Genomic DNA, 26,902 nt, shown 5'->3' with positions numbered 1-26,902 from the left:
ACATTTTCGATGGCCGAGCAGCAGCAATCCCGCGCGATCTTCTCCGGTGTTCCGGAGGGCTTCGACGCGCGCGTCATTGCCGATATCACGAAGGCTGCCCGCTCCGGTGACCAGCATGGTCTGCATCTCCACATCGCGCGCGACGATCGCCGCATGGAGGAACTGCAGGCTGCGATGGCGTTCTTCGCGCCGGACGTCGCCGTTGTTCCGTTTCCGGCTTGGGATTCCGTTCCCTACGACCGCACCAGCCCCAACGCTGAGATCGTCTCGAAACGCATCATGGCGCTGGGCAAGCTGGCGTTGGGCGGCCGCAAAAAGCCGACGCTCGTTCTGACGACCGTAAACGCAATTCTGCAACGTCTTCCGCCGCAATCTTTCATTCGCGGCGCGGTCAAGACGATCGCGCCCGGTCAGCGCCTCGATCCGGCCGATTTGATCAAACGGCTTGAATCCTACGGCTACGATCGGTCGAGCACCGTGATGGAGCCGGGCGAATACGCGCAACGCGGCGGCATCCTCGATCTTTATCCGCCGGGCCGCTCCAATCCGATGCGTCTCGACTTCTTTGGCGACACTCTTGAATCGATAAAGTCGTTCGATGCTGAAACGCAGCGATCGCTGAAGCCCGTTCCGAAGTTTTCGCTGATGCCGGTCAGCGAAGTGGCCTTCGGTGAAGCCGCAACAGCGCTCTTCAGAACACGCTACGTCTCGATCTTCGGCGGCAATACGGGTGACGATCCGCTTTATGAAGCCGTCAGCAGCGGTCGTCGCTACCAGGGCCAAGAGCATTGGCTGCCGTTCTTCCATCCCCATCTCGAAACGCTTTTCGATTATCTGCAGGGCGCAGGCGTCAGCTTCGATCACATGGCGGACGAAGCTATCAGCCAGCGTTTCGAACAGATCCGCGAACACTACGAAGCCCGCGTCGATAGCCTCGAAGGTCAACGCTTCGGCGCGCCGCCGTATCGACCCGTTCCGCCTCACGAAATGTTCCTCGACGGCAAGGATTGGGCAGCCGCCCTCTCGACGCGCACCATTTCGCGTCTGACGCCGTTCGATGAAGCGGGCGCCACCGGCGTCTACGAGATGAAGGGCAAGCGCGGACGCACCTTCGCAGCTGAGCGCGCAGACCCCGACGCCAATGTGTTCGACTCCGTCGTTGGTCATATCCGGCGCATTCTTGCTGAGCGCCGCCGCGTTATTCTCGCGGCATGGTCGACCGGCGCGCGCGAACGCCTGATGACGCTCCTCGCAGAGCATGGCCTTGCCGATGCTCACCGCGTCGAGAGTTTCGCTGAGGTGCAGGCGCTTTCGTTCGGCGCAACGGCCTTCGCCGTATTCGGCGTTGAAGAGGGTTTCGAAACTCCGGATTTCATCGTCATCGCTGAGCAGGATGTGCTGGGTGATCGGCTCGTGCGCCAGCGCCGCCGCGCACGCAAGGCCGCGGATGTTCTTACGGAAGCGACAAGCCTTTCGGTCGGCGACCTCGTGGTTCACAGCGATCACGGCATCGGTCGCTTCGCAGGCCTGCAGACCATCACCGCGCTCGGCGCACCGCACGATTGTCTCGAACTGCACTACGCAGGTGGCGACAAGCTCTTTCTCCCCGTCGAGAATATCGAACTTCTATCGCGCTACGGCGCCGACGAGAGCGACGCGCAGCTCGACCGGCTCGGCGGTGTGGCTTGGCAAACGCGTAAGGCGCGGCTGAAGAAACGCCTTCGCGAGATCGCGAACGAGCTGATTAAGATCGCGGCCATGCGCGCGATGCGCGAAGCACCGGTTCTGGTAGCGCCGACAGGCGCCTATGACGAATTCGTCGCGCGTTTTCCGTATGAGGAAACAGAAGATCAGGCCGCGAGCATCGATGCGGTTCTGGGCGACCTTGCATCCGGCAAGCCGATGGACCGTCTCGTCTGCGGCGACGTCGGTTTCGGCAAGACCGAAGTTGCGATCCGCGCTGCGTTCGCTGCGGCAATGAACGGCCTGCAGGTCGCGGTCGTGGTGCCGACGACGCTGCTGGCACGCCAGCATTTCAAGACGTTCTCAGAACGCTTCCGCGGTTTGCCCATCAAGGTCGGGCAGGCATCGCGTATGGTCGGAAGCAAAGGATTGGCCGAGGTTAAAGCCGGTTTGAAATCCGGCGACGTCGACATTGTCGTTGGTACGCACGCCCTGCTTAGCAAGTCGATCGAGTTTCAGCGTCTCGGATTGCTCATCATCGACGAGGAACAGCACTTCGGCGTCAACCACAAGGAGCGCCTGAAGAAAATGCGCGAGGACGTCCACGTCCTGACGCTGTCGGCAACGCCGATCCCGCGCACGCTGCAATTGGCTCTGACAGGCGTGCGCGAACTCTCGTTGATTACGACGCCGCCTGTCGATCGCTTGGCGGTGCGCACGTACATTTCGCCCTTCGATCCCGTCATTCTCAAGGAAGCGCTTCGGCGCGAACGCTTCCGCGGCGGCCAGACGTATTACGTCGCCCCGCGCATTTCTGATCTCGACGAGATCGCAGAATTCCTTCGCGAAGCTGTGCCCGATCTCGCCTTCTCGCGAGCGACCGGGCAGATGTCGCCGACCGAACTCGAAGACGTGATGACCGCGTTCTACGAGGGCAAGTACGACATTCTTCTTTCGACAGCGATTGTCGAATCCGGCCTCGACGTACCGAACGCCAACACGCTGATCGTGCATCGCGCGGACATGTTCGGCTTGGCGCAGCTCTATCAGCTGAGAGGTCGCGTCGGCCGTTCGAAGACGCGCGCATACGCGTACATCACGACGCCGCCCGGAAAGCAGCTGACGGAAGGCGCCGACAAGCGTCTCAAGGTTCTGCAATCGCTCGACACGCTTGGAGCGGGCTTCTCGCTCGCATCGCACGATCTCGACATTCGCGGCGCAGGCAATTTGCTCGGCGAAGAGCAGTCCGGCCATATCCGCGAAGTTGGTTTCGAACTCTATCAATCGATGCTCGAGGAAGCCGTTGCCGCAATGAAGGGCGGCGATCTCGAAGCCGACGACAAGTGGAGCCCGGAGATCCAGCTCGGCACCGCGATCATGATCCCCGAGTCCTACGTCTCGGATCTGCAATTGCGCCTCGGTCTCTATCGCCGTTTGTCCTCTCTCGAAACGCGAGCCGAGATCGACGCATTCGCGGCAGAGCTTGTCGACCGCTTCGGCGCATTCCCGCCCGAGGTCGAACATCTGCTGGATGTGATGGAGATCAAGGGCCTCTGCCGCATCGCGGGCATTTCCAAGGTCGACGCTGGCCCGAAGGGCGGAGTGGTAACGCTCTACAAGTCGAAGTTCGCGAATCCCGACGGCCTGATTGCATTCGTGCAGAGTTCGCGCGGCGCACTGAAGGTGCAACCCGATCAGCGTCTCGTGTTCCGCGCCGACTGGGATCTACCCGAAACGCGCCTCAAGGGCGTGCGCTCGCTCATCCAGAAATTTGCAGACCTCGCGAGCAAGCCGAAACAGGCCGCTTAATTCCTGCGTGACGAGCGGACAGAACTCAGGCGATGGTGCGCGCAAGATCGAGTGACAACGCCTTGCGCTGAACTTTCCCGTTAGCGGTGCGCGGCAGGCTCGACACGAACACCACTTCGCGCGGCACCTTGTATCCAGCGAGATGTTTGCTGGCGAACGCCGTCACCGTCGAGGCGTCGAGAGCTTCGCTGGAGCGCACGACGAACGCTGCGATAATCGAGACGTCGCTGCGGATGTGAACTTCGCGGCATGCCACTTCCGCAACGCCGGGGCACTGCCCGAGCACGGCTTCCACATCGAGCGGCGAGACCCGAAAGCCGCCTGCATTCATCAGTTCGTTCGCGCGGCCAAGGTGCGTCACGTATCCGTCGGCATCGATCGATCCGAGATCGCCGCCCGCGAACCATTCACCGAAATAGACTTCGGCTTCTTCATCCGGTCGCTGCCAATAGCCGAGCATGAGTCCCGGATCGGAGCGATGCACCGCGATCAGGCCTTCCTGATTTGCGCCGAGCACGTTTCCATTCGCGACATCGAGGATTGCAATGCGCCGCCCGGCCTGACCTTTACCGACGGTTCCGGGACGATAGGGAACGCTTGGCGCCGTCGAAATGTAGGTCGAGATTTCGCTCATGCCGAGCGCTTCGTAGAGCGGCAAGCCGGTCATCGCTGTCCAGCTTTCGATCAGCCCCGGCGGCGGTGTCTCGCCCGCCATCAATCCGTGACGCAGTCGGCCGAGTGCGCTCCGGTCGGGCTGCGCATATTTCATCATCTGGCGATAGACGCCGGGAACAGCCGCAAACAGCGTAGCGCCGGTCTCTGAAATAACGCGCGGCCAAAGTTCCGGCGCTTTGTCACCGGTGCAGACGATCGCGGTTGCACCGTTCGCCCACGGGTCTGTCAGGCCAACGCCCAGCGTGAATGTCCAGTTGAATGCCCCCGCGTGAAGCATGCGGTCGTCGCTGCGAATGCCGTACCATCCCTGATACATGGGCTGGCGTCCGCGCGCGGAGCGATGCGCATGGAGAACGCCCTTTGCACGCGCCGTCGTGCCGGACGTGTAAACGAGGAAGGCCGGATCGTCCGCCTGCGTTGCTGCATAGGGAGCCGACGTTTCATCGGCGACCATTCTTGCGACATCGTCTGGCGTGATCTGCAGAGCGCTTTCGAATGCAGCCTCGCGCGGTAACGTATCCGCCGATGCGATCATGGCTGCACCGCTATCTTCAACGAGGACGGCGAATTCGCTTAGTGTAAGTTGGTCCGAAAGCGGCATCGCCACGAAGCCGCCTGCAATCGCGCCAAAAAACATCAGCGCCGATTGGCTCGAATTGCCGAGACGAATGGCAACGCGATCGCCGCGTTTCAATCCGCGCGCTGCAAGCCCCGACGCGATCCGGCGAACGGCGATTTCAATCTCGCCGAATGTCCAAGTCTCGAGCGGCACACCCGGATGATGCGCATCGCATACAAGCAGCGCGATTTTATATGCGTTCGCTCGCGCTTGGCGGCCGATCGTATAGTCGGCCATGTTGAACGATGCGCTTGGATCCGTCATGACGTCCATTATTTCTTCTCGAACCACCATGTATCGACCGAGTAGCCGAACAGCGGCGTCTTTTCTGGATGACCGAGCCGCGCCCAGTAGGCCACCCATTGGCGCGGCATGAAGAACAACGGAACGACGTAATCGCCCGAGAGCAGCACGCGGTCGAGCGCACGCACCGAAGATACGAAATCGCCTTGTGTCTCCGCCGCAAGCATCGCAGCGATCATTGCATCCGCCGCCGGGTTTTTGACGCCCGCGAAATTAAACGATCCCTTTGTGTCTGCCGTCTTCGCTGACCAGCGGAACAACTGCTCGTTCCCCGGCGATAGTGACGACGGCCAACTGTTCTGGATCATGTCGTAATCGTAGCTCGCCAGCCTTTGCTGATATTGCGCGCTATCGACGACCCTGACACGCGCGCGAATGCCGAGCGGTTCGAGACTGCGCGCGTAGCTCAGGAGTAAAGCTTCCTGCGCGTTGCTGTTGGCGAGAATTTCGAACGACAGCGGCTGCTGCGTTTTACCATCGACGAGGCGGCCATTCTTCATCACCATTCCTGCTTCGCGAAGAAGGGCAAATGCAACTTTCTGGTTCGCGCGGTTCTGTCCGCTGCCGTCAGTGACAGGAAAGCGATAAGTGCCGTCGAGAAATTCGGGACGGACGGCATCCGGATACGGAGCGAGAATTTTCTTCTCGTAGTCGTCAGCAGGTCGCCCGGTCGAGGCGAGCTCGGAACGTTCGAAGTAACTTTCGGTGCGTTTGAAGAGACCGTTGTAAAGCGTGCGGTTCGTCCACTCGAAATCGAACAGCGTCATCAGCGCGCGCCGCACGCGCGGATCCGCAAACACAGGCCGCCGCGTATTGAAGACGAGAGCCGTCATCCCCGCTGGCAGCCCTATGGGAAATTCCGCTTTGATGATCCGTCCGTCGCGAACCGCTGGAATGCCGTAGGCATCCGCCCAGCGTCCCGGATCTTCTTCCAAACGAAGATCGAGTGCGCCAGACTTGAACGCTTCCATCATCACGGACGCGTCGCGGAAATAATCGAACTTCACCTCGTCGAAGTTGAAGCGCCCGCGGCTTACAGGCAGATCGCGTCCCCAATAGTCCGGATTGCGCGTATAGGTGAGCGAACGCCCCGCATCGACACGCGAGATCGTATAAGGACCGGAGCCAACGAGCGGCGTCATCGACGACGCTTCGAATTTTTCGGGGCTGGTTGCGTGCGCTGCGAACACAGGCATCAGACCGAGGATGAGCGGCAACTCGCGATCGTTCGCGTCTTCAAAAGTGAAGCGCACCTTGCCGTTGTCGATCACCTCGGCCTTCGTCACCTTTTCGAAATACGTTCGGTGATTTGGCCGCCCTTTGGCCTTCAACAATTCAAACGAGGTGATCACGTCCGCGGGCGTCACGGGCGTATTGTCGGAAAACCGCGCTCGGGGATCGATCTCGAACGTCACAGATTTATGATCGCTCGCGACGTCGATCGTCTTCGCCAACAGTCCGTAGAGTGTGAAAGGCTCTTCGAGGCTGCGCGCCATCAGACTTTCGACACTGAATTCGCGAACGCCCGCCGCCGCGACGCCCTGGACGATGAGCGGGTTGAGATTTTCAAACGAACCGAGAACGCCAAGCGTCAGACGCCCTCCTTTCGGCGCATCGGGGTTCACATATGGAAACGCTCTAAAGTCTTCGCCGAAGAGCGGCTCGCCATGAAGCGCGATTGCGTGGCGTGGCTCAGCCAAGGCCGCCGTCGAGACGGCAGACAGGATCGCAGCCAGAAAAATAGCGCGAGAAATCTTCCCAAGTGACATCGCTGGCCCCGGAATCAGGATTGTTGGGCACACCGCGCCGCAAAGCCACGTGGTTATTGCACTTTTTAAGCGACACCAAGGCTTTGTATCGATCGATTGCAGCGCTTGTCCAGTTTGCGGCCGTTGCCCACAAGCCACGTGCTCAGATTGGAGCGAACGACCCCCAATTGTGGCGTTACCCGGCCACGGGATTGCCGCATTCGAGGCCTTAGTCGCCCCCCAAACGGCCGTTGGGTGCCGAAAGTGCGCGGCGGCTTTCGATCTTGCTCCGCGCTGAACTATAGAGGGGCACAGGCGGCATTGCCGGCCTGATGAACAAGCGAGGATTTTTACGTTGATGGGAAACGCAGTATTGCGCACGGGTGGTAAAGCGCTCGCTTCGGCTTTGGCGATTGCGATGATGTGCGGTTCGGCAGTGTACGCACAGGACGCTGAGCAAGAAGTTCAGATCACGCCGAAGAAGGTTCAGTCGGCTCCGGCCGCGAAGGCAGCGCCAGCCGCAAAGGCGGCGCCTGCAGCCGGTAAGGCAGCAGCTCCGGCGATGGCCGGCAAGACCGCGACGACTGCAAACGGACACCAGAGCGCCTGGGTCAAGCTTTGCGAGGCCGCGCCGATCGTCAAGAGAGACAAGGACGGCAAGGAAGAGAAGAGCGAGAAGCGTCTCTGCCTTACGCATCACGAACGCCTCGACGGCAACACCGGCATGGTTCTCGTGTCCGCTGCCATTCGCGACGTTGAAGGTCAGGCGAAGAAATCGCTGATGATCATGGTTCCGCTCGGCATGGCGATCCCGCCGGGCATCCGCGCCGCTGTGTACACCAAGGACCAGTGGGAAAAGGCTGCCAAGAACGAGAAGATCGACGAAAACGCACTGAAGCCGATCGAACTCAAGTACGCGCTCTGCCACCCGGCAGGCTGCACGGCTGAGACCGAGGCGACGGCTGACATTCTCGATCAAATGTCGAAGGGCGGCGGCATCATGGTTCTCGCCATGAACGCAGCAGCACAGCCTGTCGGCTTCCCGGTTCCGCTTGACGGCTACAATGAAGCCGCTGCTGGTCCTCCGGTCGACAACAAGAAGTACGCTGAAGCACGCAGCGCTCTGATGAAGCAGATCCACGACCGTCAGCAGAAGATGGCTGAGCAGTGGAAGGCTGATGAGCTGAAGAAGCTGCCGCTCGACGCGCCGGGCGCGCCGCCGACCACCACGGGTTCGACGGCAAAGAAGCCAGCCGCGAAGGCTCCGGCACCGAAGAAGGCAGCGGAGTAACGTCGTCTCCGCAGGCCGAAACGGGCTTTGCTTGAAGTTTGAACCGCCCTGGGACACCCGGGGCGGTTTCTTTTTGTCTCAATGAAACCAGGGAAAATCGACACGCTAGAGAGCGTCGATCGTAGATCCGCCCGTCAGTTCTCCGAGCCGGGCAGCAGGCGGTAAACCCCATTCCCGTCCGCTATAAACTGGTCCGCGATATCCGGATGGCGCAGCGGCACATCCGACTCGTCGATCAGCAGATTTTGCTCGGAGACATAAGCGAGATACGTCATCTCCGCGTTCTCCGCGTAGAGATGATAAAACGGCTGGTCTTTCCGGGGACGGATTTGTTCCGGGATCGACAGCCACCATTCTTCGGTGTTGGCAAATTCCGGATCGATATCGAAGATCAGCCCGCGAAACGGAAATATCCGGTGGCGTACCACCTGACCAATCGCGAATTTGGCATGTCTGATCGGGCTCATGCCAGCAATGTGTGGCTTGACGTGAAAACTCGCAAGCCCCGGACGGCGCGGCGGCAAGAATTCACCGCCATTCCGTCCAATCCCGCCAGATGCGTCCGGCGGGATTGGCGGCAAGGGCCTAAGTCTTAGAGGTCGCCGTAAAGCGCCGCGCGCTCCGCGTCCTTCGAGGCCACGATGCGCGCAAGATCGACGATCACCTTTGCCTGCTTCCAGGTCGCGTCGTCCTGCATCTTGCCGTCGAGCATAACGGCGCCCGTGCCGTCCGGCATCGCGTCGAGAATGCGCTTGGCGAATTTGACTTCAGCCGGATCGGGCGAGAACACACGCTTGGCAATATCGATCTGCGAGGGATGCAGCGTCCACGCGCCAAGGCAGCCCTGCAGAAACGCGTTGCGGAACTGCGCTTCGCATGCCGCGAGATCGGCAAAGTCGCCGAATGGCCCGTAGAACGGCTTGAGCCCATAGGCGAGGCACGCGTCCACCATCTTGCCGATCGTATAGTGCCAGAGGTCCTGCTGATAGAATGTCCGCGCCGCGCTTGCGTCCTTTCCAGGGTCCGCCAGCACGCCGTAATCGGGATGGCCGCCGCCAACGCGCGTCGTCTTCATTCCGCGCGACGCAGCGAGGTCGGCCGGACCGAGGCTCATGCCGTGCATGCGGGGGGAGGCGGCAGCGATCGCTTCGACGTTGTTGACGCCTTCAGCGGTTTCCAGAATGGCGTGGATCAGGATCGGCTTCGTCACGCCGTGGCGCGCTTCAAGCTGCGCCAGAAGCTGATCGAGATAATTGATGTCCCAAGGCCCTTCGACCTTCGGCAGCATGATGACGTCGATCTTGTTTCCGGCGTTCGCGACGATCTCCGTCACGTCGTCGAGCACCCACGGCGAATTGAGGCAATTGATACGGGACCAAACGCCGGTCGATCCGAAATCGTTCTCGCGCAGCATGGCGATGAAACCCTTGCGCGCATTCTCTTTCTGATCGAGCGGAACTGCATCTTCAAGGTTGCCAAGAACCACATCAACTTGGCTCGCGATGTCTTTAACCTTGGAGCGAATTTTCTCGTTATGCGGCGGCACGAAATGGATCATGCGCTCGAGATTGACCGGAAGCGACCGATAAGGCTCCGGCGCGCCAATAGCCAGGGGCGAAAAAAACTTGGCGGGCGTGCGCGTTGAGGCCATCGTGCTATCCTATTCAAAGAGCCTGGGATTGGCGGCAGCAATGAAGCGGGGTGTCGCCGCTGTCAATCGGGCACGGTTTCGCGGCTCGATCTGCGCTGCCGAATGCCGCCGATGCGCCGTCTGAGCCATAATATTAAGGCTATCTGGATCACCCCGATGATCGAAGTCTCCAATCAACCGCCCGCGCTCGAAAATTACAATGTCTACTCAAGCGATACCGTTCTGCGCACCGCCGTCGCCCGCGAAGGGGCAGGTTGGGCCGAGCCTGAGCTCGACGAACTCGGCGAAACATTCGGACGGGCGGGCACGATTGCGCTTGGCGCAGTCGCCAATCGAATAACGCCCGAACTGATTGCCTATGACAGGGTTGGCCGTGAGCAAGGCGACGTTTCGTTTCATCCGGCCTGGCACGCTCTTCTCAAGATCGCGGTTGGCGCGGGGCTGCATTGCAGCCCGTGGTCCGATCCACGCCCCGGTGCTCACGTCGCGCGCGCCGCCGGAACTTACATGCTCGCGGGCGTCGAAAGCGGAGTCTATTGCCCCGTCTCGATGACGTACGGAGCGGTTCCGGCGCTGGGGCAGAGTACAGGCATCGCCGAGGAATGGCTGCCGCGCATTTTCTCGCGCACCTATGATCCGGCGTCGCGACCGGCGGCTGAAAAAGCATCTGCGCTCATCGGTATGGCGATGACCGAAAATCAAGGCGGATCGGATTTGCGCGCCAACGGCACGCGTGCCGAGCCTTATGCCACCGAGGGCGATCGCCGTTACTATCGCCTGACAGGTCACAAGTGGTTCATGTCCGCGCCGATGTGCGACGCGTTTCTCGTTCTCGCGCAGACCAAGGACGGACCGACGTGCTTTCTGGTTCCGCGATACGCACCCGACGGAAGCCGCAACGCCATCCACATCCGCCGCTTGAAGGACAAGCTCGGCAATCGCTCGAATGCATCGAGCGAAGTCGAACTCACGGACGCGCACGGCGAGCTTCTGGGTGAAGAAGGCAGAGGCATCCCGACGATCATCGAAATGGGAAATCATACGCGGCTCGACTGCGCGATAGGCTCCTCGGGCCTGATGCGTCGCGCGCTGGCAGAAGCAACCCATCACGCAAAATTCCGCATGACGTTCGGCAAGCGCCTTGCCGATCATCCGCTGATGACGAACGTACTGGCTGATCTCGCAATCGAGTCCGAAGCCGCAACCGTGCTGACGTTTCGTTTGGCGCGCGCCTACGACGAAACGGATGAAGCCTCAGCAACCTTCCGGCGTCTCGTCACGCCCGCCGCGAAATTCTGGATCTGCAAACGCGGAGCCGCCTTCGCCGCTGAAGCGATGGAAGTTCTCGGCGGCAATGGCTACGTCGAAGATTTTCACGTCGCGCGCATCTATCGTGAAATGCCGGTGAACTCGATCTGGGAAGGATCGGGCAACATCATGTGTCTCGACGTGCTGCGTGCCCTGACGCGGACGCCGGCGGCCATCGACGTGCTGACGGAGGAGATACGCCCCGTGGCGAGCGCGGATCGACGCCTGGGCCAATTCCTTGCGCGGATGCATGAGACGGCAACGGACGACGAAGCGCACGCGCGCGCCTTTGTCCGCGATCTTGTGATTGCGCTCCAGGCTGCGCTTCTCATCCAGTATGCACCCCAGATCGTCGCTGACGGCTTCTGTGCGTCGCGTCTCGGCGGCAATACGAGTGCCTTCGGCTTCCTTCCCCCAGCAGTGGATACACGCCGTATCGTTACGCGTGCTGCGCCCGATTTTAGTTGATTGCTCGGATTGCTATCCCCGTAGTCGTGACGCTCACTCGCTGCTTCTTCAGGTCCGTCGATCGGTGAGGCGAGGGAGCTGAGCGCGTATGCCGCGCGTCGGGTTAGACCGGATGATTTTTTGTCCGGTCCGCGCAAAGCCCGTACACGCTATGATCCGCGCGTCAACCATGCCTCATGGTTATTTCGCAAATGCAAAATTGCATCGCCCGCGGGGTCGACAGGCTTGAAATGCGCAAGCATATCCATGGCTTAGTTTTCCCCGATTTTTACCGAACGGCATAGACGTGAAAGCGCGCGAATGACCCTGACGGACTCCCGCACCACCGCGTTCGAAACGCCCGAGAGCCCCGCAACGGCTCCGGTGCATTCCGCGTTGGTGCTTTTCGCGCTGGCGATGGGCGGCTTCGCGATCGGCACGACCGAATTTTCTGCAATGAGCCTGCTGCCGTATTTCGCTGCCGACCTTCGGATCGACGAGCCGACGGCGGGTCACGTCATCAGTGCGTATGCGTTGGGTGTCGTGGTCGGCGCACCCGCGCTGGCGCTGCTCGGCGCGAAATGGTCTCGCCGTTCTCTGCTGATCGCGCTGATGAGCATGTTCGCGATCGCCAACCTTCTGAGCGCATTTTCCCAGAGCTACGGCTCGATGATGACGTTCCGCTTTTTGAGTGGCGTGCCGCACGGCGCTTACTTCGGCGTCGCGATGCTCGTCGCGGCTTCGGTTGCTGGGCCTGATAAGCGCGCTCAGGCTGTCGGCTGGATCATGACAGGCTTGACAGTCTCGACCGTCGTCGGCGTGCCGCTCGCCACGTGGATGGGGCAGGCACTCGGATGGCGCAGCGCCTTCGCAGTGGTTGCGCTTTTAGCGGCGCTAACCGCGCTACTCATTCTCAAATTCGTACCCATCGACCGGCCGGTTCCCGGCGCGAGCGCATTGCGTGAACTCGGCGCGCTGAAACGTCCGCAGGTGTGGCTGACACTCGCGATCGGAGCCATCGGCTTCGGCGGCATGTTCGCAGTCTATGCCTATCTCGCGTCGACCTTGATGGCTGTTACGAATGTTTCGCCATCCGTCATCCCGCTTGTGCTTGTGATTTTCGGCTTGGGCATGACGGTGGGCACCCTCATCACCGGATGGGCCGCGGATCGCGCGTTGATGCCCACGGTCGGCGCGTTGCTGCTCTGGAGCGCGGCATCTCTCGCGCTGTTCCCGTTCGCCGCTGGAAACGTCTACACGCTCTCGCTTGTCGTGTTCATGATCGGCTGCGGCGGTGGCCTCGGAACCGCGCTGCAGACGCGCCTGATGGACGTCGCCGAAGATGCCCAGACACTTGCCGCAGCGCTCAATCACAGCGCGTTCAATATGGCCAATGCGCTTGGTCCATGGCTCGCAGGTCTCGCGATTGCAGCGGGCTTTGGCTGGACATCGTCAGGTTTCGTCGGTGTCGGATTGGCCGCAGGTGGATTGATGTTCTGGGCGCTGTCGATCGCGCTTGAACGCCAAAGCACACGTTCGAGGATAACGCGTCGCTAAGATTCAGGGCATAGGGGTGGTGTGCCACATCATAATCAAAGTTCGACGTTAGGAGGCCATATGCTCTCGTTCTGCGTGAAATCTTTGGTGACGATGCCCCGCGCGCTGCGTGCCACCGTCGCCCCGTGCGCCATTGTTGCAAGTCTCGCCATGGCGGTCCCATTTTCGTCTGCGGCTCGCGCAGACTGCATCGAGGGGGCAGCGAGCACGAGCGATGTTCAAATCTCGAACTGTGATCTCACATGGCAGGACGTTGACGTCGAGGATGCGCTGAATGCGCAGACGGCACCGCATTTGGATGGAACGGCCGGTGGCACGCCCTGGATCGCGCAACGCGCTGCGGGCGCGCCGGTAAGAGTCAATTCATCCGACACGGGCGTCTCGGTACGCACCAGCCTCGACGATGTCCGCAGCTTCAACGCCCAGAAAGCGTCGCGCAGCTTCTCAGATCCGGATGCAACACCAAGCGCCATTCCGCTGCCGAAAGGCCCGGTCCGGAAGTCGGCGCTGGACGTTTGGACCAATGTCGACGTCAACGGATACAACGGCAATACAGACCAGGCGACGCGCGCTGGCGTCGGTGCGGATTACAAGCTGTCACGCTCCGCGACCGTTGGCGTATCTGCCGAACGTGGTGACGCGCGCACGGCGGCAAGTGCGGCGACGGAGGCCGATTCCAAAGCGTCCGCTTACGTCACGCTTCAGGCCGCACCGATGTTGAGCCTGGATGCGCGCAGTCAATGGCAGGCGGGCAACGCCGAATTCGCCGCGGCATCCGGCGTGATGGAGAAAAGCTCGGTGACGCTGTCGCCGAAGATCAATCATTCCTTCTCACTCGAAAACGGCAAGACGATCGAGCCATACGTCAGCTACAAGCGCGAATTCGATGTCAGCACCAGCGGACGCGAAACAATCGATGCGCTTGCTGCCGAACGGTCGGCTGAAGCTGGCATCAAATACGTCAGTCCCGACGCATACACGTTGAGCGTGACGACCGGCGTCAATGGCGTCGGCGCGTCTGAATCCGAACGCAGCGTCAACAGCAAATTCCAGTTGAGCGTACCGATCAACTGACTTGCTCTGCATAGATGTGAGGAGAGCGCGCCGCGGTTTAGAGCGGCCCCTTGAACACGAAGAACGCGCCTGACGCGATCAAAAGAAAACCAATAGCGTGATTGATCGTCAGCGGCTCTTTGAGATACGCGACAGAGAAGACCGCGAATACGATCAGCGTAATGACCTCCTGCATCGTCTTGAGTTCGGCCGCCGAATAAACGGTGTGTCCGATGCGATTTGCAGGCACCGCTAAACAATACTCAAAAAACGCGATTCCCCAGCTGACGACGATGACGAGCATCAGCGGACGGTCGGTGTATTTCAAATGGCCGTACCACGCGAACGTCATGAATACGTTCGACATCGCCAGCAGCGCGATCGGAAGAAGGTTTTGCGATAGCATGAAGATCTCGGCTTATTGCGGAAACGGTGGAGAGGGTCGGCGTTGGCCAGCCCGGCGTTAACGTATCGACGATCAAGATACGACGCGCAATTGGAACTGATGGCGGAGCGCGGCGTTCATAGAACAGTCATATCCCTGAAAGGCGCCGAGAGGTTCCAATGGCCGAAAGTATCAAAGACTCAATTCCGAAAGTCCTGAAAACGCTTTGGGACCTTGAAAACGAGCTTCGCGGTGCTGCTCAAAACGGAGTGTTTATGCGCGGCGAGGAAGCGAGCAAGCATCTGTCCGAAGCTCGCCGGCACCTCGACGAATTGCTCGGAATGGCACGGTCGCCGGACGAGTCGGCGTCACAGTCTGTCCCCCCTGTCCCTACCGCTCGAAACGCCGAGTCAGGCGCGAGCTCAAACAACCAAATGAAGGAGTAACGACATGGCACGCGATTTAATTCTCTGGTTTGCCGGTGTTCCGCTGGTCGTCATCATCGGCTTGCACCTCTTCGGCTTCCTTCACTGAATTTGACGCTTTTTTACCTATCTACGTCCCGCGCTGAATCCATCCTAGACTTCAAACTAAACCCGAGGCTCATCGCTTCGGGTTTTTTTGCGTCTCCAATACGCCCCGCGTAACGGCGGGAACAGCGCGAACCTTTGAAGTCCGGCATCTCATTCAGCAAAGGCCAAGATGGCTTGGCCGCTGGATAGTATGGAGATCGCCGATGCAAGCTTCGCCTCGCACCGTTTTGGCCGCTGCAGTCACGTTAACCGCCCTCACGGCTTTGACCGGAAATGCCTCTGCCGTAAATCTGCGCGTTCAGGTGGCGTGCGCCGCCGACTATTACGCTCACTGCAGCGCCCACAGCCCAGACAGCCCGCAAGTTCGGTCTTGCATGAGAGCGGTCGGCTCTGGGCTGTCAAAAACCTGCGTCAACGCACTTGTCGCGGCCGGAGAGGTTTCCGCCGCAGAAGTTGCGCACCGCCGCGGCGTCGCGAAGACGGCAGCCCGGTAACCCGCGTGTTTACAGGCTTATCCGAACATCGGCGCGGTGCCCGGCGGCTAGCATTTGCGCGGCTGCTGTTCCCGTGTTTTCGGCGCGGCGACGGATAATCCGACCATGGTGCAACCAACGTCTGGGCACGGCGTTGCACAAGGGCAATTGCAACCATGGAGTCAAATGACATGACAGCCCAATCATCGTCTTCAAGCTACGGTTCTGGCTCGATTGAAGACATCAAAGGCAAAGCGAAACAGTCGTTCGATGCGGCCGCCGACCGCGTGCAGGAAGCTGCAAGCGAAGCGCGCGATCAGGTCGAAGATTTCGCCGGTAACATCAAAGGCCAGATTGATCGCTCGGTCAGAGATCAGCCTCTCACAACGCTTCTGACGGCCGCTGCAATCGGTTTCGTCGTCGGAGCAATCTGGAAGTCGTAACTCGGTTCGCCTCGCGAGTTCGCTCGCGTTCAAGATCTCATTCGGTCTCGCGCCCCCGCAAAGAGGAATGATCTGTGAAGTCTGTTTTAGGCAGAGCGAAACGATCCGTCGACAATACCTTTAACGCCTATTTGGGGCGCGCTGCTTTCGCAGCGTGCCTCATTGGCGCAATTGTACTTGCCATGCGCGGCGTGTGGCTGCTCGCATTAGATCACTATGGAACGCTTGGAGCCTGCTTCGCCGTCGCAATCGTGCTGGCGCTCGTCGGGCTTGTCGTCCGCTCCATCGTTATCTCGAATGAGAAGGCGGCGAAGGAAGAGGCCGCGGCACGTGCACGTATCGAAGCCGCCGAGAAGGAAAAGGCATCGCAGAGCGGTCTACCATTCGACATGTCACAAGTGATGAGCGCATTGCCTATCGTGATGCCGCTTCTACGCTCGTCGAAAGGTGCTGCTTCGCTGATTGCGATTGCCACGGCCGTCGGTGGTCACGCTTTCGCAAATGCAAAGTCTCCTGAACAAAACACCGGCAACGCCGATCCAACGCCCCGGCCGCAACCGGATCGCACGCCTCACGCTTGAGGTTCGGCGTCTGAAGCAGGCGGCGGCACTTTCGATTTTGACTGCGCACGACCGGCAGCGGCGGCTCTCCTGAGTTCGCCGCTGTACAGATCGACAGACGCCGCACCGACTTCGTTGACGAAAGCGCGTGAGAGCCGTCCGGTGATCGATCCCTTCAACCACTGCAGCAGCGAGCCTGAAAGCCGCTCGCGCATTTCGTACGTAAGGGCCGTTGCGGGATTGACGACGCGCAGAACACGCCAGATCGACCAGGCACGCCCCGCGAAGTCGTAAATCCCGCGCCAACGATAAATCTGCGCGAATTGCGCAACCGTCAGACGGCCTCCAAACGGAATAATGCCTTCGAAGACAGGGCGAAGCCGCCCGCTTACTTGTTCCACCAGTGTCAACGCTTCCGGCACCGTAAAGCGCAGCATCGGATCATCGCGGTCTGGATGATAGACCTTCGCGACTGTTTCGACCGTGTTCAGACCGGTTTGCAGAAGTCCGTCCCACGAGTCGATCGTTTCGGTCGCGGCTTTGTTCGCGAGTTGCTCGACGGCAGCTTCCGCTCGCGCCCGTAGAGGGTCCACGCCGTCACTCATTTTGAGGTCGCCCGCAGGGCCGCTGAGCGTTTCACCGACGGTCGGTCGTTCCGGGACGCCGCTGAGCGTCGTGCGCTCGAAGATGTACGCGATCAGCGTGCACGCGAGCGTCGCGCCAGCCCAGTAGATGAGATAGCCGTTCTGCCATAGCCACAGACTGCCCAGCGGGATGAGCGCCAGCGTCGGGAACAGCAACCCGAGAAAGATGATGAAAGAGCGCAAGGGGGTGAGGGTGTCGCGCATCGAGGGCCCTCGTTGATGAGACCTATAAAACGCTCCTCGGTCGAGAACTGTTCCCCCGCGCTAACGCACGCCGGATGGCCACAGAAACCGCCCGCCGATCAGCTCCAGCGCCGGTTCGACCACATCCACTGTTCCGGCGTTTCCCGCACCCAGGCTTCGAACTGCCGCGTCATTTCGGCGGTGGCCCATTTCACGTCTTCACCGTGATTGGCCGTGCGCGGAATGCGAAGCTCCTTGAGCTCGATTTCGAAACGGCTGTCCTTCCCGACGCGCAGGCAGCGTGACATCCAGATCCGTGCGCCCGTTCTGCGCGCAATCATCGCCGGTATCGCGACGGTGCGCGCAGGCTTGCCGAAAAAGGGAACCGGCAATCCTGTCCGGTCATAGAGATCGCAAACGAGCCCGAGGCGGCCGCCGCGACGCACGAAATCCATGATGAGGCGCGCCGTCTTCTGGCTTTCGTCGTGTTCGCCTTCGACCTTGCCACGCCCAAAGAGCCCGCCAGGATAAAGGTCCCGGCGCTGGTAGCGGATGTAGCGGTCGACGTACGGGTTGTTCACGCTGCGATAGACACATGCCGGATCGGCGCCAGCAATCGTCAGCGGCCAGATTGCCAGCTCCCAATTGCCGACATGGAGCGACGCGCCAACGATCGGCCCAAGCTTGCTCGAATAACGGCTGAACACATGTGGATCGCGGATCGTCATGCGCGAGGGATCGGCGATGATCTGATCGATGCGCATCGTCTCGGCCATCACCCGGCCAAGGTTCTCCCAGTGAGCGAGCGCAATCGCGAGACGCTCTTCCTCGGTTTTTTCCGGAAAGGCGATGCGGAGATTATCGAGTGCCCGGTTGTGCCGCTTCGGATTGATGATCGGCGCAAGACGTCGCCACGACCAGGCCGAGAACCGCGTCGCCCAATCGAGGGGCACGGCGCGGATCCCGCCCGCGATGACGCGAAGCAGCGCGTATTCCAGTCGGAACTGCAGATCGCGCAGCGGCGATACGACGGCAGTGCTCAGTCGAAGTCTCCCAGCGAGCATTGGCACGGGCAACCGCGGGGAGGATCAAATCCCGCCCGATACGCATCCCCAGCGCACCCGAAAAGCTAGCGTTCAATCGTTGCGAGGGTCATGCCCGTGACGGAGAGGGCGCGTCAAGGCCGGGCGCGGCTTTTCCCACTCCGGCGGCAATTGGCGCCGTGAGCATAAGGGGCGCGAGAGAGGGCGAAACGCCTTCACGCATCGCCTGCTGGCGAAGGGTGCGGCTGGCGGCGAGCGCGGCCAATCCGGCGCCGCGCGCAAGATTGACGCCGGGAAATGACGTCAGCAGCGAGCGATTCAGGAGATTGACCGCGAACACACGCGACGCGACGTCCGCCCGCCGCGAGCGATCGTAGCGATCGACCGTCTCTGGGGCGCCGATGGCCGATCCGCCGCTCCGTGCCGCCGCCGCGATCTCCGCAAGGGCCGCTGCGTCACGAAACCCAAGATTGAGGCCCTGCGCCCCGATGGGTGGCACGACGTGCCCGGCTTCACCGATGAGCACGACGCACCCCTTGCCGAAACGCATCGCCGTTTGGCCGGATAGCGGATAGGAGCGGCGCGGAGCAAGCGCGCTTATAGGGCCAAGCAGCGGCGCGATATGCGTATTGAGAGCACGTATGAATCCATCGTCGTCGAGCCTCAGCAGTCGTTCGGCTTCCCGTGGCGTCTCAACCCAAACGAGGCTCGACGTATTGCCAGGGCCGGGAACGACGGTGAGCGGACCAGAAGGTCGATGCAACTCAGTCGAGACGCCGTTATGTGGACGCGGATGCGCGAACGACGTGACGACTGCGATCTGCGGATATGACCAGTCCGTGACAGGAATTCCGGCATAGCGACGGATGAACGAGTTGCGTCCGTCCGCCGCCGCGACGAGTGAAGCCGTGACCGTCTCGCCATCGGCCGTCGTCAGGAAGGCGCCGCTGTCGGTCGACTCGAATGATGTAACCGCGCGGGTCGTGATGCGGGCGAGGCGTGTTTCGGCCGCGGCTTCGAGCGCGCGCGTAAGATCCGAGTTGGCGACGTTGTAGCCGAACGCGGGAAGGTCGATCTCGCTCGCGTCGAAAAGAACCTCCGGTGCGCGAAAAATGTGGTCCGTCGCGTCAACGAGCCGAATGCCCGTCAGAGGTGCCGCGACAGGTTCGATCGTCTCCCAGAGGCCGAGACGCTTGATGACGTTGATCGAGCCGTTGAGGAGCGCCGCGACGCGTCCGTCGGCCGCGTCCGCCCGCGGACCGATGACAGCAGTCTTCAATCCGGACGCCGCGCAAGCGAGCCCCGCCACCAGCCCCGCAGGCCCTGCTCCAACAACGGCGATGTCGAATTGATGTGCGTCTTTCACGGTCGGCCTACTGAAATCCTCTGTGGCTGTAGAAGCACATAATCATTGGGAAAAGCCAGTGCTGCAGCGAAGCAAGGCAAACGCTGTCACACTGTCACGAACCTGTAAAACACGCGTGGTTAGCAGTCCGTGGAGCCGCTGGGGGAAAGTAAACCTTTCGGAGCGGTGGACCTGGGACGCCCGACAACGAGCGCTTCAGGGGTTGGGGTGGCTAGTCAAATTAAAGGGGCACCGATGACATCGGTATTCAAAGTGGCGCGCGTCCAATGGGCGTGTCTTGCAGCGTTCGGTCTTGCCGCAGGGGTTTCCCCGGCAAGCGCAGCTGATCTCGGGGGCAACTGCTGCGCAGATCTCGAGGAACGCATCGCGGAACTCGAAGCGACGACAGCGCGCAAAGGCAATCGCAAGGTGTCGCTGACCGTATCGGGCTGGGTCAACGAAGCTGTGTTCCTGTGGGACGACGGCACGGAGCGCAACGCTTACATCGGCACGAACTCGCTTGAGCAGACGCGCTTCAAGTTTGCCGGCGATGCAAAGATCAACGGCGATCTCTCCGCCGGTTACACGTTGGAAATCGGCCTTCAGGGCAACGCATCCAACAAGTGGGATCAGAATTCCGCCAGCTCTTCGTCCAGCAACACGCTGAGCGTTCGTAAGAGCAACTGGTGGCTGAAGAGCAAGTCCTTCGGTAAGGTAACGGTCGGCCTCGAAGGCACCGCCACCTACCATCTGCTGGACGACGCAGCCACGGGCAACACCCGTAACTACTCTGACGCTGAAGCAGCCGCTGTGGCGCAGGGTGCATTCTTCCTGCGGAGCAACGGCGCGTTCTTCGGCAACGGCTCGAACCTTCGCTGGAGCGACGTTCTGCGCGGCGTCAACAACGGCACGCCCGGCCAGAACGGCCGCCGCAACATCGTTCGTTACGACTCGCCTGAGATCGCCGGCTTCACCGGTACGGCCTCGTGGGGCGAAGACGACATGTGGGGCCTCGCACTGACCTACAAAAAGAGCTGGGGCGATTTCGACGTCATCGGTAAGGTCGGCTACGAGCACAACTCAGACGAAAATTCCTCAAGCTGCTCGAAGATCAGCGGCCAGGATTGCGAATGGTGGGGTGCAGCCGGTTCGGTCATGCACGTTCCGACGGGCCTCTTCGTTTACGGTGGCTACGGCGAGAACAGCGACGATGCTGAAGCCGCATTCAATCCGACCGCCCAGTCCAAGGACAAAATGTGGTTCATCCAGGCCGGTATCCAGCAGAAGTGGACCCCGCTCGGCAAGACCACAGTGTTCGGCGACTATCGTAACGACAATGCAGGTTCGAACCTCGACAAGTCGTTCACTGTCGATGGCGCCTCTGGTTACGTCCACAACAGCGACCTGAAGTTCATCGGCGCCGGCGTCATCCAGACGATCGATGCCGCTGCGATGGATCTTTATGTGATCTATCGGCACGCTGAAGGCGATGTCACCAACTCGGCCAACGCGACCGTCGAGCTCGACGATTTCGATATGGTCATGACGGGTGCCCGCATCCAATTCTGATTGCAAACCCTCCCGTCTGCATCAGTCTTAGGGGCCACCTTCGGGTGGTCCCTTTTTTGTGTCGAAGGGCTTAAAATTCGGGGTGCGCGACCTATCTCTCTTTTTGTGTTATTATGGCAACATGGCGGGGTTGCAACAGCCACGGCCAGAAACGGGGTTTATGGCCATACGCCTAGGAAAAGGACATTGAACTTCCACACTCTCCCGCGCATCACTAGCCCATGTGCGTGCTTTCAAGGCGCTGCGGGGTTTATGTGAAACGGTTTTGTTTGGTGATGGGTGCGCTGGCGTTACTCGCTGCAGCCGCGGCCACCGCAGCCACGGCGCTTGAGGAACAGCGCGGCCCCGCGCCGGTTATCGGGCCGGACGGCACGAAAGCGCAGGTCCAGGATCAGTCGGCCCCGGCAAAGAGCGAAGGTACGGAAATCCGCATCCCGGGCTTAGGCAAGCTCGGCACGCTCCCGAAGATGGATTTCGGCTTGGAGCTTCTCTACGGCGCGGCTGACGGCGGCCGTCCCGCGAACGAGAACGAATCCCCCGCAACGGACGATCAGCGCGATCTGATGATCCATGGCACGGTGAAGCACCGCTTCTGAACGTAGTCTCGGCTTTCGGAAATCTCGCTGCGCTTGCAGGCGATGCGTCAGCTCGCCTTTGATCCGGAAGTCTTTTCCCGCTTCGGTGCGCGCCAAAAACATTCGCCGGTTTACTCGCTCTTAAACGGTCCCCAGCATAGTCGAGCGCGTTACGGAATTCTCCAAGTGGAGACCGATGCGCGTGCTGCGTTTCAATACGTTTGAGGGGCGAAATAGGCCGAGATCCTTTATGGGACAGGCGCTTGTGTTGCTTGCCTGCCTTACGGCAACGGCCTATTTCGTCTATCACGCTCGCCATGGGCGCCACGGGCTTGATGTCCGCGCCCAGCTCATCGAGCGGATGGCTCTCCTGGATTTCGAGATCAAGGGACTGGAGACGGTGCGCTCCAAGCTTCGCCGCGACGTGGCATTGCTGTCGCCCGAAATCCCGAATGCCGACCTCGTCGAGGAGATCGCACGCGATGTTCTCGGCTACGTTCGGCCCAACGAAAAAATCCTGACATCACGCTAATTCTCGAACATTCGAGCGTATTTCTGCGGATGTGCGGCGGGCTCTTTGCGTTTGGCAAGTTGAGCGCTTCTTAATGGTATGAGCAAGCCTAAGGGCAATTCACTTGTCCCGTCCGGATCGAGCGGCTAAAGGCTGTCTTAAAAACTTACGTTTGCGTACGGAGACGGCAATGAGCGATGCACCGGAATCAGAAGAGCTGTTGGAGCTCGAGATCCCGGACGGTGTTCCCGAAGCGGATCAGGCCGTGGAACTCATTCGCGCCTGGATTGCTGACGGCACGTTGATGGTAACGCTCAACGGCGAAGCTTTGGGCGATCGGATGCAGGACTGGGGCAGGCTCCTCGCGCAGATTGCCCATCACGTCGCGCGTTCTTCGGCGTTGAACGGTAATGCGAACGAGTTCCAAGCGCTGACCGAACTCCGCAAAGGCTTTGATGCTCTCGTGCCGGTAAACGAGCCGACGCTCACCGGAAAAACGCGCCGACGCGTGATGCACTGACGCGTCACCTCTTTCAGCTAAAGCGATCTCCTCGCGTCGCGGATGTTTCGCGACGCTTTCCTGTGGCCGATTCGCATCAATTGGCCCCTGTCCACTATTTCCGGGAAGTTTGCCGCCGATCATCGGGGATGATCGCGGCCGCTCACTTGTAGGCGCTGCTCTCCGCCCGCTAAGGACGGTTGAAGTGCGCGTATTTGTTGCGGATGGCAACGTTCCGGGGGTTGGGATGAAACAAGGCGCGGCTAGGAAATTAGCATTCGTCGTCGTGGCAGCGGGGCTCGCTACGGGATGCGCGGACGGAAACGGCGGGCTTTCGACGCAAGCGCTTGCCCCAGACAAGACGGTTGATCCAGTCTGTGTTTCGCTGGCGAGCCAGATCGCGTCGCTGCGGGACGACGGAACGATCGAGCGCCTGGAAAAGGCTGCCGACGGCAAGTCGAGCAACGTCCAGGTCAAGCGCGCATCGCTTCAGAGGCAGGCTGATCTGAACAAGGCCAACGCCGATTATCAGGCGCGTTGCGGCAAGGCGGTTCCGGCGGCCCAGCAGTCCGCATCGGCTGCACCGTCTGCAACGACTGCGGTAGCTCCGGCGAAAACCGCGTCCGCAACACCCGCCGCGACGCCGTCGTCGACGCCGGTTGCAGCAGTACCGGGACAGGCTCAGGATTAAGGCAGCTGGCGCGCGGCAAGCGGCGGTCATCTATGCGAAATCCGCAAGCCGTGTGCGCCTTCGACAACATCCAGCAGCCGATTGGCGTAGGATCGCCACATGAGCGCCATTGAGGCTTGCGAAGCCACTAGGGCTATGGTCTTTGCAGTGCAGCGAGTTTTATTCGTCGTTCGCTGTCGTCTCTAAGCCAGTAGGATCGAGGAATGCGGGGTTTTCTCACGGTCGTATTTGTGACCGTCACGTCTGTGATTTTGCAGGGTTGCGGTGGCGCGTCTGGTGGCGGCTATTCGGATCCGGGACCGCGTTCGCTTCCGAGCGGTCAATCGTGCCAATCCATTCGTGGCGAACTCAATCGACTCGATTCGCGCGGCGTGCCCGCACAAGTCGAACGTGCGAGTTCGGGTGGATCGCTGAATGCGTCGCAGCGTTCGGATGTCGACCGGTATAACGAACTTCTCAATCAGTATCTCGGTGCCCGCTGCCACGTCTGATGGCGCTGGCACTTGACTGCCGGATCGTTTCTGCGTGTGCTGAGCATACGCTGGACTTCTTCGGAGACCCCACATGGACGACCAAGCCCGCGATCTCCTCATTTTCGCAATCATCGGCATCGTCGCCGGATTTCTTGCGTCTTTCGTCGTCGGAGGCAGCGGGATCGTCCGCTATCTGATTACGGGAATCATCGGCGCGTTTGTCGGCGGCTACCTGTTCAAGGCGATGGGCATCAATCTCGGCATCGGTAACGAACTTCTCTCGCAGATCGTCACTGCCGCCATCGGCGCGATCATCGTCGTGCTGCTCGCGCGTCTCATCGCGTGACGCAACATCTCAAGGCGCGCAGGATGACTTGGCAAAAAGGCACGCGCAGCTAGTACTCTGAAGCCATGCCATCCTTCGCAACCAAGCACCACGTACCGTTCTCGGCCGCACAGATGTTCGCGCTCGTCGCAGACATCGAGCGCTATCCGGAATTCCTTCCGCTATGTACGGGATTGACCGTTCTCACGCGCCTTCCGGCAGGCGAGGGCGAAGAGATGACCGCGCGTATGGAGGCCGGTTACAAGGCGATCAAGGAAAGCTTCACGACGCGCGTCGTGACGTTCCCGGCTGAGAAGCGGATCGAGGTTGCGTACCTCGACGGGCCCTTCAAGCACCTTGAAAATCGCTGGTCCTTCATCGATGACGCAACCGGCTCGACGATCGATTTCTTCATCGATTACGAATTCCGTTCCCGTCTTCTCGGCGTACTCGTCGGCCAGATGTTCGACCAGGCGTTCCGACGTTTCGTAGTGGCCTTCGAAGAACGCGCAGGCGCGGTCTACGGCCACCCGGGTCAGCCGGAAATCAAGCACGCCGAAACCTGACGCGCCCAGCGCCAAAAACTATCTCACAGCCTTCGTAGCGTTGCGTGCGAAGGCCGCGCCTTTCAGGCTATCGAAGCCCGTTACATTGTGCAGCTTCGCGCCCTCGAGATTGGCATCGGTCACGTTGGCGTTCGTCAGGTCAGCGCCGCTTAAATTCGCGCCCGAGAGATCCGCACCAGTCAGATCAGCTCCCGAGAGATCGGCGTCGACCAAAATGACGTCGCGCAGAACCGCGCCCTTGAGGTTTGTAAAGCTCAGGTTCGCACGCGTCATGTCGGCCCGAGTGAGGGTCGCCCCGGCAAGATTCGCGCTGGTGAAATCCGTCCGCCAGATGTGCTCGATGAAACCCGTTTTGCTCGTCGGCGCACAGACGGAATCCGTAAGGTCGGCGCCCGTGAAATCAGCGCCGGTGAAGGTCCCAAAAAATTTAACGCTGCGCAGTGACGATCCTTTGAGGCTTGGAGCTTCGCTGGCGAGCATAACCAGCCCCTGCGAGGTCGAAGGCCGCATGAGCGAAGCATTGTCGAGCCGCGCGCCATCAAGCCGAGTGCCGATAAGCGTTACGCGATCGAGGTTCGTCCCCTCGAGATTGGTTCCAGAAAGGTTGGCACCCGAAAGATCCGCGCCGAAAAAATTCGCTGACCGGAGATCGGCGCCTTTGAAATCCAGATTGGCGAGATCGAGACGCGAAAGGTTCTGTCCGCGCAATGTGGGATGGGTTCCGGGCGCCGCGTTGAACAACAGCTTGGCAATGTCGCGCGCCGTTGCATCCGCCGCGATCGCGCGGGAGCCAGGCGTCGGCGCAAATAAGAATGCCGCAATGGCCAGACCGAATAGGCATTTCGAAACGCCAAACGTCATACCGCCTCCTCGAGCATACGCAACGCCTCTAGAACGCTGGAGAGGCGAATTTGGTCACGCCCGACTTCGCCGAAGGTGAATCGTTCAACGCGCACAGCGCCGCCCTTTGTGGCTGTGGCGATGTAGACGAGGCCGACGGGCTTGTCCGCCGATCCGCCGCCGGGCCCCGCAATGCCGGTAATTGCGACCGAGAGATCGCTCATCCCCGTGCGAAGCGCCCCGGTTGTCATCGCTTCCGCAACTTCGGCGCTGACCGCGCCTTGGCGCTCAATCAACGCCGCGTCGACACCGATCATCCCCGTCTTCGCGTCGTTGGAATACGTAACGAAGCCGCGCTCGAACACCTCTGACGAACCGGCCACAGCGGTGAGTGCCCCGGCGACGAGTCCTCCAGTGCAGCTTTCGGCTGTCGATACAGTCAGCCGACGTGCGCGGAGGTGGGCGATGAGGCGTTCCGCGCGATCCTGGATCTGTGGGGGAAACACGCCGCGCGCCTCTGGCTAGGTCCAAAACGATTTCGGAGAGTGCTTCGATTGAAGCACTCTCCGAAAACTAGCTAGAGAGAGGCGAATGTGCAAACGGCCTTGCTGATCAGGCCGCTGCCAGAACTTCGGCGTGCGACAGCAGTCCATCGAGGACGGAGCGGCTATCGGAACCCATGGCTCCGACAGCCCGCTTCTGGGCACCTTGCCAGATCGGATAGGCATCCTTCAGAACGACCTGACCTTTGGGCGTAAGGTGAAGACCGCGACCGCGACGTCCCGCGGGAGGATCCATAATGATATGGCCGAGTGCCAAGAGGCGCTTCAGGTTGCGAGAGAGTGTAGACTTCTCGATATCGAGTTCGTGACCGATCTCGACTGCAGTAATTCCGTCACGCGAGGCAAGCTGCGCGAGCAAGGTGTACTGGCTCGCGGTGATGCCGAGTGGGCGCAAGGCATCGTCGTATACGCGCGTGACGATACGTGAAAGTTGACGCACACGGGTGGCTAAACACATCTCAGACGTCATCTCGGCGATCGTACTAATCGCTGCATCGGCGGGTTGGCGGTCGAGAGTGTGGGGCATGATGTTCATAT

26 protein-coding genes are annotated in these 26,902 nt (G+C 60.6%); 15 read left to right on the top strand and 11 right to left on the bottom strand.

The window, feature by feature from the left end; translation table 11 throughout:
• The first annotated feature begins 9 nt into the window (after nucleotides 1-9).
• Nucleotides 10-3,492 carry a transcription-repair coupling factor gene (mfd, locus tag DLM45_RS16265; protein WP_181338110.1) on the top strand — a complete coding sequence of 1,161 codons (3,483 nt, stop codon included), beginning with the start codon at nucleotides 10-12 and terminating at the stop codon, nucleotides 3,490-3,492.
• A gap of 25 nt (nucleotides 3,493-3,517) precedes the next feature.
• Here mfd and DLM45_RS16260 read toward each other — a convergent pair whose 3' ends face one another.
• Entirely contained in the window at nucleotides 3,518-5,059 is a 1,542-nt protein-coding gene (locus DLM45_RS16260) for a class I adenylate-forming enzyme family protein (RefSeq protein WP_246317473.1), read from the bottom strand.
• Complete coding sequence (locus DLM45_RS16255) at nucleotides 5,059-6,858, bottom strand: extracellular solute-binding protein (protein WP_181338109.1); 1,800 nt, start codon at nucleotides 6,856-6,858, stop codon at nucleotides 5,059-5,061. The genes DLM45_RS16260 and DLM45_RS16255 overlap by 1 nt, the downstream gene beginning before the upstream one ends.
• Nucleotides 6,859-7,195: 337 nt before the next feature.
• Here DLM45_RS16255 and DLM45_RS16250 point away from each other — a divergent pair, with 337 nt between their 5' ends.
• The gene (locus DLM45_RS16250) at nucleotides 7,196-8,128 is read left to right on the top strand and encodes an invasion associated locus B family protein (RefSeq protein WP_181338108.1); all 933 of its coding nucleotides are present in this window, start codon (nucleotides 7,196-7,198) and stop codon (nucleotides 8,126-8,128) included.
• 134 nt (nucleotides 8,129-8,262) lie between these two features.
• On the opposite strand, the gene hspQ is transcribed toward DLM45_RS16250, so the two are convergent.
• Nucleotides 8,263-8,595: a heat shock protein HspQ gene (gene hspQ / locus DLM45_RS16245; RefSeq protein WP_181338107.1), complete on the bottom strand. Its 333-nt coding sequence runs from the start codon at nucleotides 8,593-8,595 to the stop codon at nucleotides 8,263-8,265.
• Nucleotides 8,596-8,720: 125 nt separating this feature from the next.
• Nucleotides 8,721-9,779 (bottom strand): HpcH/HpaI aldolase/citrate lyase family protein, encoded by a 1,059-nt coding sequence (locus DLM45_RS16240; RefSeq protein ID WP_181338106.1) that lies wholly within the window; start codon nucleotides 9,777-9,779, stop codon nucleotides 8,721-8,723.
• A gap of 156 nt (nucleotides 9,780-9,935) precedes the next feature.
• Between DLM45_RS16240 and DLM45_RS16235 the strand changes: the two genes are divergently transcribed.
• The 3 genes from DLM45_RS16235 (at nucleotide 9,936) to DLM45_RS16225 (ending at nucleotide 14,165) form a co-directional block, all read left to right on the top strand.
• Nucleotides 9,936-11,555 carry an isovaleryl-CoA dehydrogenase gene (locus DLM45_RS16235; protein ID WP_181338105.1) on the top strand — a complete coding sequence of 540 codons (1,620 nt, stop codon included), beginning with the start codon at nucleotides 9,936-9,938 and terminating at the stop codon, nucleotides 11,553-11,555.
• 300 nt (nucleotides 11,556-11,855) lie between these two features.
• Nucleotides 11,856-13,091, top strand: a complete 1,236-nt coding sequence (locus DLM45_RS16230) for an MFS transporter (protein ID WP_181338104.1) — start codon at nucleotides 11,856-11,858, stop codon at nucleotides 13,089-13,091.
• Between the two features lie 60 nt (nucleotides 13,092-13,151).
• Nucleotides 13,152-14,165, top strand: coding sequence for an autotransporter domain-containing protein (locus DLM45_RS16225; protein ID WP_181338103.1), 1,014 nt, complete (start codon nucleotides 13,152-13,154; stop codon nucleotides 14,163-14,165).
• Nucleotides 14,166-14,202: 37 nt separating this feature from the next.
• Here DLM45_RS16225 and DLM45_RS16220 read toward each other — a convergent pair whose 3' ends face one another.
• Complete coding sequence (locus tag DLM45_RS16220; protein WP_181338102.1) at nucleotides 14,203-14,550, bottom strand: DMT family protein; 348 nt, start codon at nucleotides 14,548-14,550, stop codon at nucleotides 14,203-14,205.
• A gap of 1,176 nt (nucleotides 14,551-15,726) precedes the next feature.
• On the opposite strand from DLM45_RS16220, the gene DLM45_RS16215 reads away from it, so the two are divergent.
• Nucleotides 15,727-15,978: a hypothetical protein gene (locus DLM45_RS16215; protein WP_181338101.1), complete on the top strand. Its 252-nt coding sequence runs from the start codon at nucleotides 15,727-15,729 to the stop codon at nucleotides 15,976-15,978.
• Nucleotides 15,979-16,052: 74 nt separating this feature from the next.
• On the top strand, nucleotides 16,053-16,559 hold the full coding sequence (locus DLM45_RS16210) for a hypothetical protein (protein WP_181338100.1): 507 nt from the start codon (nucleotides 16,053-16,055) through the stop codon (nucleotides 16,557-16,559).
• On the opposite strand, the gene DLM45_RS16205 is transcribed toward DLM45_RS16210, so the two are convergent.
• The 3 genes from DLM45_RS16205 to DLM45_RS16195 all read right to left on the bottom strand — a co-directional run bounded on the left by DLM45_RS16205 (nucleotide 16,550) and on the right by DLM45_RS16195 (nucleotide 19,774).
• Nucleotides 16,550-17,386 (bottom strand): GTP-binding protein HSR1, encoded by an 837-nt coding sequence (locus tag DLM45_RS16205; RefSeq protein WP_246317471.1) that lies wholly within the window; start codon nucleotides 17,384-17,386, stop codon nucleotides 16,550-16,552. The two genes, DLM45_RS16210 and DLM45_RS16205, sit on opposite strands and share 10 nt — an antisense overlap.
• 98 nt (nucleotides 17,387-17,484) lie before the next feature.
• Nucleotides 17,485-18,429 carry a lysophospholipid acyltransferase family protein gene (locus tag DLM45_RS16200; RefSeq protein ID WP_181338099.1) on the bottom strand — a complete coding sequence of 315 codons (945 nt, stop codon included), beginning with the start codon at nucleotides 18,427-18,429 and terminating at the stop codon, nucleotides 17,485-17,487.
• Nucleotides 18,430-18,517: 88 nt separating this feature from the next.
• A complete protein-coding gene (locus tag DLM45_RS16195) occupies nucleotides 18,518-19,774 on the bottom strand; it encodes an FAD-dependent monooxygenase (RefSeq protein ID WP_181338098.1) in 1,257 nt (418 codons plus the stop codon).
• A 234-nt stretch (nucleotides 19,775-20,008) separates the two neighbouring features.
• On the opposite strand from DLM45_RS16195, the gene DLM45_RS16190 reads away from it, so the two are divergent.
• From DLM45_RS16190 to DLM45_RS16155, 8 genes are all read left to right on the top strand, one after another.
• Nucleotides 20,009-21,322, top strand: a complete 1,314-nt coding sequence (locus DLM45_RS16190) for a porin (RefSeq protein WP_181338097.1) — start codon at nucleotides 20,009-20,011, stop codon at nucleotides 21,320-21,322.
• 254 nt (nucleotides 21,323-21,576) lie between these two features.
• Entirely contained in the window at nucleotides 21,577-21,918 is a 342-nt protein-coding gene (locus DLM45_RS16185; protein ID WP_343062331.1) for a hypothetical protein, read from the top strand.
• A gap of 229 nt (nucleotides 21,919-22,147) precedes the next feature.
• Nucleotides 22,148-22,429, top strand: a complete 282-nt coding sequence (locus DLM45_RS16180; protein WP_246317469.1) for an FtsB family cell division protein — start codon at nucleotides 22,148-22,150, stop codon at nucleotides 22,427-22,429.
• Nucleotides 22,430-22,598: 169 nt separating this feature from the next.
• The gene (locus DLM45_RS16175; RefSeq protein ID WP_181338094.1) at nucleotides 22,599-22,928 is read left to right on the top strand and encodes a DUF5076 domain-containing protein; all 330 of its coding nucleotides are present in this window, start codon (nucleotides 22,599-22,601) and stop codon (nucleotides 22,926-22,928) included.
• Between the two features lie 184 nt (nucleotides 22,929-23,112).
• The gene (locus DLM45_RS16170) at nucleotides 23,113-23,598 is read left to right on the top strand and encodes a hypothetical protein (protein WP_343062330.1); all 486 of its coding nucleotides are present in this window, start codon (nucleotides 23,113-23,115) and stop codon (nucleotides 23,596-23,598) included.
• 203 nt (nucleotides 23,599-23,801) lie between these two features.
• On the top strand, nucleotides 23,802-24,089 hold the full coding sequence (locus tag DLM45_RS16165; RefSeq protein WP_181338093.1) for a hypothetical protein: 288 nt from the start codon (nucleotides 23,802-23,804) through the stop codon (nucleotides 24,087-24,089).
• 73 nt (nucleotides 24,090-24,162) lie between these two features.
• Nucleotides 24,163-24,417, top strand: coding sequence for a GlsB/YeaQ/YmgE family stress response membrane protein (locus DLM45_RS16160; RefSeq protein ID WP_181338092.1), 255 nt, complete (start codon nucleotides 24,163-24,165; stop codon nucleotides 24,415-24,417).
• Between the two features lie 65 nt (nucleotides 24,418-24,482).
• The gene (locus DLM45_RS16155; protein WP_181338091.1) at nucleotides 24,483-24,962 is read left to right on the top strand and encodes a type II toxin-antitoxin system RatA family toxin; all 480 of its coding nucleotides are present in this window, start codon (nucleotides 24,483-24,485) and stop codon (nucleotides 24,960-24,962) included.
• Between the two features lie 18 nt (nucleotides 24,963-24,980).
• Here DLM45_RS16155 and DLM45_RS16150 read toward each other — a convergent pair whose 3' ends face one another.
• The 3 genes from DLM45_RS16150 to DLM45_RS16140 all read right to left on the bottom strand — a co-directional run bounded on the left by DLM45_RS16150 (nucleotide 24,981) and on the right by DLM45_RS16140 (nucleotide 26,900).
• Nucleotides 24,981-25,823: a pentapeptide repeat-containing protein gene (locus tag DLM45_RS16150; RefSeq protein ID WP_181338090.1), complete on the bottom strand. Its 843-nt coding sequence runs from the start codon at nucleotides 25,821-25,823 to the stop codon at nucleotides 24,981-24,983.
• Entirely contained in the window at nucleotides 25,820-26,308 is a 489-nt protein-coding gene (locus tag DLM45_RS16145) for a nicotinamide-nucleotide amidohydrolase family protein (protein WP_181338089.1), read from the bottom strand. The genes DLM45_RS16150 and DLM45_RS16145 overlap by 4 nt, the downstream gene beginning before the upstream one ends.
• Nucleotides 26,309-26,414: 106 nt before the next feature.
• Nucleotides 26,415-26,900 carry a MarR family winged helix-turn-helix transcriptional regulator gene (locus DLM45_RS16140; protein ID WP_181338088.1) on the bottom strand — a complete coding sequence of 162 codons (486 nt, stop codon included), beginning with the start codon at nucleotides 26,898-26,900 and terminating at the stop codon, nucleotides 26,415-26,417.
• Between the last annotated feature and the right edge of the window lie 2 nt (nucleotides 26,901-26,902).

It is taken from the genome of Hyphomicrobium methylovorum (assembly GCF_013626205.1).
GTDB lineage: Bacteria > Pseudomonadota > Alphaproteobacteria > Rhizobiales > Hyphomicrobiaceae > Hyphomicrobium_B > Hyphomicrobium_B methylovorum.
The sequence above is the reverse complement of the archived record's forward strand: the minus strand, read 5'-3'. Positions and strand labels throughout refer to the sequence as shown.

Coding starts and splice junctions, on each gene's coding strand:
- DLM45_RS16225 (WP_181338103.1), top strand. CDS start 13,152: ATGCTCTCGTTCTGCGTGAAATCTTTGGTGACGATGCCCCGCGCGCTG.
- DLM45_RS16220 (WP_181338102.1), bottom strand. CDS start 14,550: ATGCTATCGCAAAACCTTCTTCCGATCGCGCTGCTGGCGATGTCGAAC.
- mfd (WP_181338110.1), top strand. CDS start 10: ATGGCCGAGCAGCAGCAATCCCGCGCGATCTTCTCCGGTGTTCCGGAG.
- DLM45_RS16250 (WP_181338108.1), top strand. CDS start 7,196: ATGGGAAACGCAGTATTGCGCACGGGTGGTAAAGCGCTCGCTTCGGCT.
- DLM45_RS16180 (WP_246317469.1), top strand. CDS start 22,148: ATGGGACAGGCGCTTGTGTTGCTTGCCTGCCTTACGGCAACGGCCTAT.
- DLM45_RS16205 (WP_246317471.1), bottom strand. CDS start 17,386: ATGCGCGACACCCTCACCCCCTTGCGCTCTTTCATCATCTTTCTCGGG.
- DLM45_RS16155 (WP_181338091.1), top strand. CDS start 24,483: ATGCCATCCTTCGCAACCAAGCACCACGTACCGTTCTCGGCCGCACAG.
- DLM45_RS16255 (WP_181338109.1), bottom strand. CDS start 6,858: ATGTCACTTGGGAAGATTTCTCGCGCTATTTTTCTGGCTGCGATCCTG.
- DLM45_RS16165 (WP_181338093.1), top strand. CDS start 23,802: ATGCGGGGTTTTCTCACGGTCGTATTTGTGACCGTCACGTCTGTGATT.
- DLM45_RS16260 (WP_246317473.1), bottom strand. CDS start 5,059: ATGGACGTCATGACGGATCCAAGCGCATCGTTCAACATGGCCGACTAT.
- DLM45_RS16200 (WP_181338099.1), bottom strand. CDS start 18,429: ATGCTCGCTGGGAGACTTCGACTGAGCACTGCCGTCGTATCGCCGCTG.
- DLM45_RS16215 (WP_181338101.1), top strand. CDS start 15,727: ATGACAGCCCAATCATCGTCTTCAAGCTACGGTTCTGGCTCGATTGAA.
- DLM45_RS16175 (WP_181338094.1), top strand. CDS start 22,599: ATGAGCGATGCACCGGAATCAGAAGAGCTGTTGGAGCTCGAGATCCCG.
- DLM45_RS16235 (WP_181338105.1), top strand. CDS start 9,936: ATGATCGAAGTCTCCAATCAACCGCCCGCGCTCGAAAATTACAATGTC.
- DLM45_RS16240 (WP_181338106.1), bottom strand. CDS start 9,779: ATGGCCTCAACGCGCACGCCCGCCAAGTTTTTTTCGCCCCTGGCTATT.
- DLM45_RS16140 (WP_181338088.1), bottom strand. CDS start 26,900: ATGAACATCATGCCCCACACTCTCGACCGCCAACCCGCCGATGCAGCG.
- DLM45_RS16160 (WP_181338092.1), top strand. CDS start 24,163: ATGGACGACCAAGCCCGCGATCTCCTCATTTTCGCAATCATCGGCATC.
- DLM45_RS16190 (WP_181338097.1), top strand. CDS start 20,009: ATGACATCGGTATTCAAAGTGGCGCGCGTCCAATGGGCGTGTCTTGCA.
- hspQ (WP_181338107.1), bottom strand. CDS start 8,595: ATGAGCCCGATCAGACATGCCAAATTCGCGATTGGTCAGGTGGTACGC.
- DLM45_RS16230 (WP_181338104.1), top strand. CDS start 11,856: ATGACCCTGACGGACTCCCGCACCACCGCGTTCGAAACGCCCGAGAGC.
- DLM45_RS16150 (WP_181338090.1), bottom strand. CDS start 25,823: ATGACGTTTGGCGTTTCGAAATGCCTATTCGGTCTGGCCATTGCGGCA.